Source organism: Candidatus Eremiobacterota bacterium (assembly GCA_031082125.1).
In the GTDB taxonomy this organism is placed as follows: domain Bacteria; phylum Vulcanimicrobiota; class CADAWZ01; order CADAWZ01; family Ess09-12; genus Ess09-12.
The window spans coordinates 1-11,598 of record JAVHLM010000062.1 but is presented as its reverse complement, the minus strand read 5'-3'; the positions used below and the strand labels follow the sequence as shown (position 1 = coordinate 11,598).

Here is an 11,598-nt window from a genome sequence, read left to right as displayed (position 1 = left end):
CGAGAAGCCGCAGCGCTCCCCTGCGTAGTCCTCGATGAACTCATAGCCGAGAAGGCGCTGGAGCTGCCTCTCATCCATCGCCCGCAGAAGCATCCCCGTAGCCACGTCGAGCCTCTGGCGGATCGAGGCGGCCCTGATGAGGCGGCCTGCAATTGCCCTCGCGGAGGCCCCGGCGTCTCTTTCCGGCCGGGCCTCTTCAAGCCACGACGGGAAGAAGATGCTCCAGGGTGATGACCACGGAGATTCAGCGGCCTCTCCCTCGCCGTTCTCCCCGGTGATCTCTTCGGGATCGCTGATGCGACGGTTTCCCATCCACCTCCGGAGGAGAGGCACCCGGGAGAATATGGGGCGGCTCCCTTCGGCATCAAGGGCCGGAAGCCCGGGAGCGGCTTCCCCTGAGGCCAGGAAATTCGCAAGGAGCGCCTCGACGAAGCCCGGCATGGGCCCGTCATAGTGCTCTTTGTCCCTGAAGAGCGAGAGGGCGAAGTCCCAGGTGAGGGCAAGTGAGGGCGACACGCTGAAGTACATCATCGTGCCCTCGGACTCATCGCCATGGGGCTCATCGCACTTCCCGCCGCCCGGGGAATCCGCAGGCCTGACTTCAGCACACGGGCTTTCCTTGGAGCCGGGGGCCTCATCGGCTTTCCCTTCCGCGAGGGCCTTCTTCACTTCCCCCTCAAGGCCGCACAGGGAGCGCTCCCGGGCAACGGCGAGCCACCAGGACTCGTTCTCAGGCGTGATGACCCTCGAGAGAGATCTCAGGGCGCTCTTCGCGATTTTTCCCTCAAGATAAGCCTCCCGGGTGAGGGGGAGCACCTTGAGGAGCCGGAAATTGTGCATCAGCTCCGACGCGGTGCGCCCCGAGAACGAGAGATGCTCCGTGGCGAAGGTCCCCATGGAGCGGTATCCTAACTGATCAACCCCTTTCGTTTTCAGAGTGACAAGAAGACCGCCAAGTATAAGGTCAAGCGCCAGGCGGCCTCTGACTGCTTCACAGAGGGTGAAATCGATCCGGGATGCCCGCTCATCCCTGTCGATTGAGCCGAAGGAGATTTCCTCCGAGAGTTTTTCCGCTTCGGGGATGAGGCCACCTCTTGTGATCTTGACCAGGTGCCCGGGCCTGCAGGTGGAGGGACCCGGGGGGATCTCGTAAGGCTCGGGGAGGAGGAGCATGTCCTCGCAGTCCTGAGAAAAAAGAGAGTCACCGAGGTGAAGAAGCTCTTCTTCATCGGGGAGGAACATATCGGAGATTGAGTGGGTCTCATATGTATCCATAGTTATATTATATAATAATCATGATAAAATATCAAATAAGGCACCCTTTAAAAACCTTATCAATGCAACGATAAAAGGTCATCGCAGGATGCCCTCCAGGGGGAGCGAAAGGGGTAAAGAGGTCAAAAATGACCCTGAAGGCCATAAGGCGCCATCCAGCGAAGGGTCAGGCCCCTTCCCATGAGCTTCAGATCCTGCCTGCCGCCGGGCGGAAAGGTTTTGTGGGAAAAAAGATTTATGAGGCAGCATTCGAAGTGTCCGCAGTAGAGCGCATGTCCTGTGGAGCCTCTGCAGCTGGGCTCCATTCCTGGAGAGCATCTGCAGAGTCGGTGCTCTGGGGTCCGATAGAGAGAAGTTTTCATACTGACCTGAGCATCACGTCGGCAGCCTTCCTCGTGATCTCCACCGGATTGATACCGTCGTTATTGCACAGGCAGGCCACGGTGAATCCCAGGTCAGGGAACCTTACCATGTCGGCCCTGAAGCCCCCTGCGCCGCCTTCGTGGCTCACCGCCATGGTCCCCCGGTATGACCATACGGCGAGGCCGAAGGCATAGGTGAGCACCTCGCCGTTGTTGAGCCTTCCTCTTGTAAGAATAAGCCTCCTCAGCCTCTCGCCGCCGTCGGCGCAGCAGGGGAGCGGTGATTTTCCGCACCAGAAGGAATCCCATTTCGCAAGGTCGCCCAAGGTGGTGAAGAGGCCGCCGGGCCCCAGGGTTCGCTCCTTTTCGCGCTGCGCCTCGAAGTGAGAAATACCTGAGAGGGCATAGCCAGTGGCGCACTTCAAAAAGGCTCCGGGGGCACCCAGGCTGCTTTTCCTCATTCCCAGGGGCAGGAAGATCCTTGTTTTCACAAAGCGGTCAAGGGTGATTCCTGCGGCACGGTGGACAATTTCAGCAAGGAGCACATAGCCGGAGTTGCAGTACTGGAACCTCTCTCCCGGCGGGAAATCAAGCTCCCTGAAGGATGCAATGGCCTCCAGGGCTTCCCTGGTGCCGTAGCTCTCCCTGGTATCTTCAAGGAGACCCCTGTAATCCTTCAGGCCCCCCGTGTGGTCCACAAGATGACCTATGGTGACGGCGAAGCCATAATCAGGGAGCTCGGGCAGGTAGTGCCGGATATCCTGATCCAGCCTGAGGAAGCCTTCTTCCGCGAGAAGGGCAATCGATGCGGCAGTGAACTGCTTGGCAAGGGAAGCTGCTCCAAGGACTGTCGTGACGGTATTCTTCACCCCTCTCGAGAGATCGGCCATCCCGAAGGCTCCCTGAAAGACGATGGCGCCTTTCTCAATCACGGCAAGGATGCCGCCGGGAGCCTTATCGCTCTCCAGGGATCTCAGCATATCCTTGAGCCCGGCCTCTCCATCGCGGTGAAGCATCTCAGCGGGCCTCCCAGCCGGAGAGCAGGAATTCCAGCTCGCGCGCCAGGGGCTTCTCAAGTTTTCGCTGGGCCTCTTTGAGCGCAAGGCGTCCCTTTTCGGCCTGGGAGGGGAGGGGCTTTGCCTGGTTTCTGTTGAAGCGGGTGAGCCATCTCTTCAGCAGGGCGAGGCTCTTCTTCTCAAGCTCTCCTTCGGAACGGGCATAAATCAGCAGCAGGGAGGGGAGGCTCTCCCACTTGGGCATAGCCCGGAAGAGGAGGAGGATGTTCCACTTTACATGGGGTGCTTCGCTGCGGGTGAACATTCCGCAAAGCAGGTCTCCCTCAAGCCTTCCGGGGAGCCTGGCCAGGATTTTTCTCGCAGCGGCCGATACCCCGGGATTCTCATCGGAGAGCGCTCCCAGGAACAACTCGAAATGGGCTGAGGGGGCAAGGCTTCCCAGGGCAGTGAGGGCCGCTTTTCTTACCGGTGCCTGGTTACCGCGGGCATAAGGGAGCGCAATAGTTGCGTCACTCTCTTTCCCTGTTTCGCCCAGGCCCAGCAGCGCCACCGTAAGGCGGGGCGTGACAACGGTGCCGAGTGCCTCCCTGTAAAAGCCTGCAATATCAGGCTCCCCTCCCATGCCTGACACTATCTCTCTTGCAATACGCCGCATTGCAGAATCATTATCAAAGAGGGCTTTTTCCGCATGCCCCTGGAGCCCCGGATCGCCTGTTTCCCTGAAGGCGAGAAGGGCTTCGCGGCGCACCAGGGCCGACCGGTCTCTTACCATCGTCCCGAGGAGCCTCCGAAAGGGCTCTTCACTGGCATGATGCCTGGCGATGAGAGCCGCCGATTTCTTGATAATGACATCCTTTTCCCTGAGTGCTCTCCCTATAAGCGTCACCATACTGTCGGGGAGGTGCTGGAGAGCCACATGGTAGGCAAATCTCCTGGTCTCTCTGCTCGCCGAGGACAGGGCCTCCAGCAGGAGCCTCACGTGTTCAGGGCCTGTGACCAGGGAAATCACGCCTTCCACGAAAGATGAATGATTGTCGCGTCTGCACTCCCTGAGGGAGAGGACCAGGGGGAGGCAGGCTACCCAATGGACCGCATAATCACCGTCAAGACGCTTCTCAAGAATGCCTGCCGCGAGCTCCCTGATCTCCGGGACCCAGTCATTGAGCCGCAGGATGAGAAAGGGAAGCTGCCTGCCCCCCCACATGCAGGCAAGCTCCTTGAGGGCAGCCTCGCGGATATAGCCGCTCCTGTCAAAGGTACCGAGAGCCGCGATGACCCAGCCCATCTCGCCAAGGTCATGGGCTGTCCTGAACACTCTCGAGGGGCCCCAGAGAAGGGCAGGCTTCACGTGATGCTTCCAGTCGATATCAATCCTTCTCACTGTCTCGTCAAGCCAGTGGTAGGCCGATGGAGGGGCGCTCTCAAGGAGGGAGGCGATTATTGCGGCCGCTGCCGCTGCTACGTGCCTGTTCCGGGAGAGGGCAGTGGGGACGAGGCGGGGGATGGCCCTGAAATCACAGGAATGGGACACCTTTTCCACAAGGTGGTGAGGCACGGGGGATCTTGTCATCCCTTCTTCGAGCGTGATAATCCTCCTGAGGAACTCATCAAGTGACGGCGTGGCTTCTGAGACTTTCAAGGCACCTCCGGGTGTATGAGGAGTAGAGCCCAGGTACTCTTTCTTTAAAAAGAGGAAATTTCCTGGAGTCCATGGCGATTGTCTGTTCATTGTTGCCAAAAGGTTAACTCCTGACAAAACACTTTACATATCCTGGCGAATGGCGTATAATAAACACTAACTACCCTTGGTATGAAGGTGAGAGCATGGAAATAAATCCGTCAATGCCGAATATCTCGGTGTCACAGCCTCCCGGCGGTTATCACTTCTCAGGCGCCACGGCGACTCCTGTTGATTCTTTCAGCAAAAGCACGCCGTCAGGCAGTGGAATCTATTCCCCGCAGAAGTTCCAGGAGGTTTTTGAAAACGCCGGGGAAGAGTGGACCTTTAAAATGCCCCCGGGGGATCATTGCAAGGGCTTTGTCATGGGAAACGAGGGCTCCCTTTATGCCACCACCCATAACAAGATAATAAAGGTAGATACCACGAACGGAAAGCTCCAGTGGGAGAAAGGATGTCCAAGCGGGGTATCCTCCATGCCCCCGAAAGTCACCAGGGAGGGCGCGGCCCTTGTGACGACCGATGACGGCTACCTCATGGCCTTTGATCCTGCCGACGGCCACAGGCAGTGGAGCTATCATACCACCACGACGGGGACTCACCCCTTTGTCTCCCCTGACGGGACCATCCTCTGCCAGCGTGATGATGAGCTCTGCGCCCTCAGCTCCGACGGGAAAAAGAAATGGTCCTTCAAGATGAATACCAATGACATGCGAATAGACGGCGCACAAGATGACGGTACTGTCTTTGCCGTCAACAGCAGAGGCGTCCACGCCGTGAGCGGTAAAGGGAGCAGCCAGTGGTTTCATCCCTGCACGAACGGCGGCTGCATAGCAGTCCATAACGACAATGTTTATATAACGGCGGCAAGAGATGAGCTGAGAGCCCTTGATCCCGCCACAGGAAGGGAAAAGTGGAAGATCCCCCTTGGCGAGGCCGGGGTTATCGCGGGAAATGACGGGGTCCTCGCTATCCAGGGCCATATGCAGTTCCGGGTGATTGATCCCAAGGACGGCGCCTCCATCTGGGCAGTCTCGACCAAGGATGACGAGCGAATCAAGGCCATAGACAACAGGGGCACGGTCATCACGGGGAGCAGGGACAATCACATAAGGGCTTATGACAGGAATACCGGCAAGGTGCTCTGGACCTACAAGGCCGAAAGCTCAACCGTAGACGGGCAGGCGCGTTTCGACAGCAAGGGGAGGCTCCTTATCAGCGACAGGAACAATATCTACGGCATTGACCCCATGAACGGGAACCTCCAGTACCGCTCCCACTCCAGGAGCAGGATCACCTCATGGGGCCTTGACGAAAAGAACTCCCTCATCCTGCTCCAGGGTGCTGACTCGGGAAAAGTCACCGGCGTCAATTACCGCACCTTTGAAACCACTTCCCACGAGGAGTTCAAGAAGGATTACGATATCACCGAAGAGGACAAGGTGATTGAAGGCCCCGGGTTCGTTGTCATAGGCGGCGTGAAGCTCAAGCAGAAGTCCTAGGGCTCATTTCCCTTCATTTTTCATCTCCCTCGAGAGGGGGATGGTGAAGATGAACGTGGTTTCAGTATTCTCGCCGCCCCTGGATTCCACCCAGATTTTGCCGTGATGGGCCTCGACGGCGATGCGGCAGAGGGCAAGCCCGAGGCCCGTGCCGCTCTTTCCGGACTCTCCCTTCTCTGCCGTGAAGAACCTGTCGAATATCTTCTCCCTCAGCTCTTCCGGTATCACGCTTCCCGTATTTTTCACGCGGAACTCGAGGAGGCTCCCTTTTCTCGCCGCTTCAAGCTCGATGCTCCCGCCCTGGGGAGTATGCTTTATCGCGTTGTAAAGAAGGTTTTCAATGGTGCGGCATATGAGCTCCCTGTCGGCAAAAAGGGCAGGGAGATCGTCGGGCATCTTCACCTCGATGGAAACATTGTTTGAAGAGGCCTGCACCCTGAACAGATCGGCCATTTTGTGGAGGTCCTTGACGGGGTCCCAGGAGATTATCGTGAGGCGGAGTCCCCTTTCTTCGCCGGCATAGACATCCAGGATATTGGAGATGAGGTTGAGCATCCTGTTCCCCGAGGCCTCGCAGGCAGTGACAAGCTCGGTGCCCTGGTTGTCAAGATCCTTGCAGTAGTATTTCCTGAGGGTGCCACAGGAGACAAGAATTGATGCCAGGTATGACTTCATGTCATGGACAATCGTGTTGGTCAGAAATGCCTTGGTCTCCTGGAGCTTCTTGAGCTCCTGGTAATTTTTCTGGAGCTCCTCGGTCTTTTCATCAATCTTCACCTGGAGGTAGTCGATGTAACGGTTGGTGAGAGAAGAGGTGATGCCTGCCATCAGGCTCACGAGAATGAAAAAGAGGATCCTGAAGAGGGCCATGAGGGGCTCCTGCATCTGGTGCTGCGCCACGTTGAGGGGGAGAAGGCCCACGGTGATCCCTGAGATTACGGCCGTGACAAGGCCTCCAAGGGCTCCCAGCAGAAAATTTGCCAGGATTATGGGCACATAGAATATGTGCAGATAGGGGAGGTAAGTGCCTCCCGTGAAATAGACCGCAATGGCTGAAAAGGCCACGAGGAGCATAATCGACAAGACCCTGATTCCCAGGTGGACCTTTCCCCTCGCATAGATCGCCTCTGACGCATAGAGCAGTATCAGGTCATAAGGCCTTCGCGCGTTCTTTCTGTCAAGGAAAATCACTTTGTTCCACCCTTCACGGTCTGCCTGCTTTCCTGTGCCGGCGGTCCCGGCAGGAAATTCTCCAGGTTTCATATCAGAATTCTTCCTGGAAGGCCATTATCCTCTATTGCCAGCCTCTTCGAAGGCTCTGCCGGGGAGGGTTTTTACCTGCTCCTTATAATCTATATCTCAGGAGGTGATTTTCATGACAGATTCTCAGAACAACGCGGGCGTACTGCCTGCAAAGTGCTGGTGGGCTATGGGGATCCGTGGTATTGCGGCCCTTATCTTCGGCATACTGGCTTTTGCCTGGCCCGGGATCACGGTGGCCACGATCATTCTTTTCTTCGGGGCTTATGTGCTTGTAGATGGCCTTTTCACTGTGGTATCTGCTTTCATGCACCGTGAATGGCCGCGGTGGTGGGCATTTCTCATTGAAGGTCTCGTGGGGCTCATTGTGGGAGGCATTGCCCTCTTCAGCCCCGTTTCGGCTCTTGTTGCGGTGAGCATCATCGTGGCCGCCTGGGCCTTCATCACCGGTGTTTTTGAAATAGTGGCGTCATTTTCCCTTCCCGGGGGATTCCCGGGGAAATGGGGCCTTCTGGCGGGAGGTATTCTCTCGGTGCTCTTCGGGTGTATTGTCGTGGCTTCCCCTGCGGCTTTTGCGGTGATGATCTCATGGTTCATCGGGGCATACGCCGTAATCTTCGGCGCCGTGCTCATCTACCTGTCCTATACTCTCAAGTGCGCCGCCTGAAGGTGAAAGGAGAGGCTTATTGAATTATCCTATGGGGATCAAAGAGATACATTTCTCTATATAATAGTATAAGGAGGATCGGATGAATACCCAGGATTTTCTCAAGTTCATGGGAAAGGTAAAAATGTATGACCTTACGCAGCCCCTCTCTGTCCATACGCCGCCATGGCCCAGTTACGTGCCCCTCAGCGTGCAGTATTTCAAGAGGATTGCGGGAGCTCACATGGGCCAGGGGGCCAACGGGCAGATCATCACCATGAGCCACCACGTGGGAACCCACATGGACGGGGAGATTCATTTTTACGGAGCAGGGCGCTCCATAGGGGAGGTGCCGCTCCAGGAGTGGGTAGGCCCCGGCGTCGTCGTGGACATCTCCGACGAGGTGGGCGACTACGACCTTTACTCTCCCGAGATGATACAGAAGCGCGTCGAGGTCAAGAAGGGCGACATTCTTATCATCAACACGGGCTATCACCGCTATGCCTGGTACGAGAAGCAGTGCGACGAGGTGCGGTATTTCGTCAAGCACCCCGGGCCCGACGCCTCGTTCCACAAATGGGCCATCGACATGAAGATCAGGTGGATCGGCGTGGAGTGCGGCAGCGCAGACCACCCGATGAACACTATCATCAGGCAGTGGCATCCCAAGCTTTTTGAAGAGGCCGAGAAGAAGCTCAAGAAGAGGACAGGAAAGCTGTGGGATCAGTATTTCCCCCAGGATGAGTATTACCAGGTGATGCACCTGAAGCTTTTCCCCAAGAAGATAGTCCATGCCGAGAACCTGGGCGGCGAGATTGACAAGATAGGGAACAAACGCTGCTGGATAGGCTGCTTCCCGCTGAAGGGAATGGAGTTTGAGTCGGCGCAGTGCAGGATAGTGGCTTTTGACGCCCCGGCTGACTAAGAGTTTCTGATCTGGACCATTGAAAGAGGAGCGGCAGGTGTCCGCTCCTCTTTTTCATGGCGGGAGCACCATGACGGGCTCCCGTTTTACATTTCAGTAACATTGTTTACCAAAAAGCAACAATGTTCACAAAGAGGCAACAAAATTTTAACAATCCGGCAACATCGCCGTCATATTGTGGCAATACGGGGGAGATATAATACAATTAAGATGTTAGCATAAAAAATGTTAACAAAACAAATGGAGGTGTAAACAAATGATAGCTCAGATGCCCTTCCCCGGATATCCTTCGATACCTGATGTAAACGGCGGCGGTTACCCTTTCCCCGGCGGTTATCCCTTCCCCGGAGGCGGCTATCCAGGAACCCAGCAGCCCCAGTGCCCCTGGAACACACCCTGGATGCCCCCTTACTGGAACATGTGGCAGTCTTTCCCCACCTACCACGGGAATCTCCCCGACTCGTCAGTGGGCCAGCATGGCTCCTGCTGGTGGCGCCACGACGTCAAGGGCTACGGGATTGACCTTGATGGTGACGGCCGCTACACAAAGGGCAGAGACGGCGTCCTGGCTTTCGATTTCAACAAGGATGGCAAGCTCGATGAGCGGGAGATTGAGCGGAGCAACAATATGCTCAAGGCGATGGGCGGCAATGACGATCTGAACGGAGACGGCAGAGTGTCGAGGATGGAGCGCATGCAAGCCGAGCAGCTGCGCCGCCAGGGGAAAAAGTTTGACAAAAACGGCGACGGCAGGCTTGACACCAACGAGCTTGAAAGGGCCAACGCCAAGGTATGGATTGACAGCGACAGGGACGGCAAGGCCGACTCGGGAGAGCTTAACAGCCCTTACAATGTGCCCTCGCCATGGTTCGGCAACAGCAGCATAGGGTATGTGGACCCCCGGAGCAACTACACGCAGATGTGGAACAACTTCCCATGGTTCCCTCCCTTTTATGGCTGCGGCCAGTATGGCAGGGGATAAAAATCGGTAGAGATACAAGGTAAGGATTGCACAGTAAGGGAGCAGCATGGCAAAGAAAGCGCAGAAGCCTGCTGCTCTCTTCTTCTTTCCCCTTCAGATTCTCAGCGCCTCATAGGTTTTGCCGGCTTCACAGGTTTCACAGGTTCCACGGGCTTTACCTGTTTCACAGGCTCCTGCGGATGCTCCTCCTCCTCGGGTATCTCCCCCTCGATCTTCAAGTTCCGGTAATAGTCGCCGCTGTCCTTGATTATCCGTTCGTACCAGTCCTTGGGGTAGCCGGGGTGGGTCACTTTTCCCCTCTCGTCTTTCATGTTCCCGTCCAGGTATTTTATCAAGAGCTCGGTGAGCAGCTTTTTCCACCTGGAGAGACAGAGGTCAGCCATCTTGGCCGAGTAATCAGTGAGGTAGCCCGATGCGAGCTCTGGCGACTGCTTATACAAGGCCAGGGCCGCCTCTTCCACCGGTGCCTGCCTTGCAAGATACACCGCTTCAAGCTCGCTCTGCGCTTTTCCTATATCTTTTATCATATCGCAGTAGCGTGAGTATGCGAAGTTGGACACGAAGTTGAAGACCCAGAATGCCGAGTCCCAGCTGAACTCTGTGAACGATCCGGTTCCCCGGGCGAAGGGCTTCGGCACTTCCCTTATCCCCGCGTAAAGGGGAACATATACGGTGCTCGCGGTATCATCGACGCCGAACCACAGAAGGCCGCCGATGCAGTCGGGAAGCGAGGAACGGGACTGGGAGACAAAGGAGAAGGCAGTCTGCTGCGTTGAGGTGGACCTTTCATTGAAATATTCCTGCTTGTTGACTTTCCACGTGAGAGGCCTCCAGCGGTAGGGGAGGTGGTAGGGGCCGGCGCCGACGCCTTTTGAGAGATCAAACTCGGTGCCTTCGAAATGATCGCGCATGCACTCCATCACCTCGCGGGCCGAGAGCTTTTTGTCGGGCTTCACCCAGAGGGGAAGCGGCTCGGGCTTTTTCCCCCCCAGGCCTTTGACCCTCTCGATGGGGATATTTACTGAAGGCGCTGTGCGCCTGAAGAATTGCCACACCCTTGCCTCGCAGGCCCTGAGCCCTGAAAAGCTCGTTGGATGGTATGCATCGGCAAAACTGAAAGCCTCGTCGTTTCCCTTGAAGAAGCCCTTCTTCCTGGCAAAGCTTATCACGTCCTTCGCATAGAGGCAGTTTGCACTGTCATTCTGCGGGAATTTCCCTATGCGGGACTGGTTTGCATGGGCCGACACACAGCCATCAGGGATTTTCAATGCAACCCACACGGCGCCTTTCCCGCCGGGACCCTTGCCGATGAGATCCATCATCCAGACCTCGTTCTTGTCGGAGATGGAGAAGGTCTCGCCTGTGCTGCAGTAGCCGTAGCGCTCCACGAGCGCCCCCATGGTCTGGATCGCCTCGCGGGCGCTTTTTGAGCGCTGCAGGGCCAGGGTGATGAGGTTGCCGTAGTCAATGACGCCCTTGGGGTCCTTCAGCTCGGTGCGCCCCGTGAAAGTCGTCTCTGAGATGGCTACCTGGTATTCGTTCATATAACCTATGACGGCATAAGTGCGGGCAGCCTGGGGAATCGTCCCTGTAAACTTGCCGGTATCCCATTCATAAATATCAAGCTTCTGGCTCTCGCCGTACTCAGCGGCAGGGTAATAGCGGAGATCGCCGTAGAGGGTATGGGAGTCGGCAGTGTAGGTGATCATCGTGGACCCGTCAGCCGAAGCCCCCCTGGTCACGAGAAAGCTTGTGCAGGCCCGGGCCTGTGATATCTGCAGCATTACGGCGATGAAGGCCGCGGCAAGGAACAGGGCGAGTTTTTTCATGGCAGTTTTCTCCTGGTGGTGTGCAAGCAGTATAACCGTCCGGCCGCAGCTTGTCAAGTAATCATATCCGAGAGCCCTGCATAACTCGCAATGAAAATGCCTGTGGGAGATTGTGGACACAAC

Annotated in this window: 9 protein-coding genes; 4 read left to right on the top strand and 5 right to left on the bottom strand. The window is 56.6% G+C overall.

Going from position 1 to position 11,598, the window contains the following annotated elements; translation table 11 throughout:
• The 3 genes from RDV48_31305 to RDV48_31295 all read right to left on the bottom strand — a co-directional run.
• On the bottom strand, window positions 1–1,275 hold a 1,275-nt coding region (locus RDV48_31305; protein ID MDQ7827323.1), incomplete at its 3' end, for a hypothetical protein.
• Window positions 1,276–1,633: 358 nt separating this feature from the next.
• The gene (locus RDV48_31300; protein MDQ7827322.1) at window positions 1,634–2,653 is read right to left on the bottom strand and encodes a serine hydrolase domain-containing protein; all 1,020 of its coding nucleotides are present in this window, start codon (window positions 2,651–2,653) and stop codon (window positions 1,634–1,636) included.
• 1 nt (window position 2,654) lies between these two features.
• The gene (locus RDV48_31295; GenBank protein MDQ7827321.1) at window positions 2,655–4,292 is read right to left on the bottom strand and encodes a hypothetical protein; all 1,638 of its coding nucleotides are present in this window, start codon (window positions 4,290–4,292) and stop codon (window positions 2,655–2,657) included.
• A 185-nt stretch (window positions 4,293–4,477) separates the two neighbouring features.
• Between RDV48_31295 and RDV48_31290 the strand changes: the two genes are divergently transcribed.
• A complete protein-coding gene (locus tag RDV48_31290) occupies window positions 4,478–5,833 on the top strand; it encodes a PQQ-binding-like beta-propeller repeat protein (GenBank protein ID MDQ7827320.1) in 1,356 nt (451 codons plus the stop codon).
• A 3-nt stretch (window positions 5,834–5,836) separates the two neighbouring features.
• Here the strand turns inward: RDV48_31290 and RDV48_31285 are convergent, their stop codons facing one another.
• Window positions 5,837–7,096, bottom strand: coding sequence for a HAMP domain-containing sensor histidine kinase (locus RDV48_31285; protein ID MDQ7827319.1), 1,260 nt, complete (start codon window positions 7,094–7,096; stop codon window positions 5,837–5,839).
• Window positions 7,097–7,208: 112 nt separating this feature from the next.
• Here RDV48_31285 and RDV48_31280 point away from each other — a divergent pair, with 112 nt between their 5' ends.
• The 3 genes from RDV48_31280 (at window position 7,209) to RDV48_31270 (ending at window position 9,646) form a co-directional block, all read left to right on the top strand.
• Window positions 7,209–7,760, top strand: coding sequence for an HdeD family acid-resistance protein (locus RDV48_31280; protein ID MDQ7827318.1), 552 nt, complete (start codon window positions 7,209–7,211; stop codon window positions 7,758–7,760).
• 82 nt (window positions 7,761–7,842) lie between these two features.
• Window positions 7,843–8,664 carry a cyclase family protein gene (locus RDV48_31275; protein MDQ7827317.1) on the top strand — a complete coding sequence of 274 codons (822 nt, stop codon included), beginning with the start codon at window positions 7,843–7,845 and terminating at the stop codon, window positions 8,662–8,664.
• Between the two features lie 256 nt (window positions 8,665–8,920).
• The gene (locus tag RDV48_31270; GenBank protein ID MDQ7827316.1) at window positions 8,921–9,646 is read left to right on the top strand and encodes a hypothetical protein; all 726 of its coding nucleotides are present in this window, start codon (window positions 8,921–8,923) and stop codon (window positions 9,644–9,646) included.
• Between the two features lie 101 nt (window positions 9,647–9,747).
• Here RDV48_31270 and RDV48_31265 read toward each other — a convergent pair whose 3' ends face one another.
• A complete protein-coding gene (locus RDV48_31265; GenBank protein ID MDQ7827315.1) occupies window positions 9,748–11,475 on the bottom strand; it encodes a C69 family dipeptidase in 1,728 nt (575 codons plus the stop codon).
• Between the last annotated feature and the right edge of the window lie 123 nt (window positions 11,476–11,598).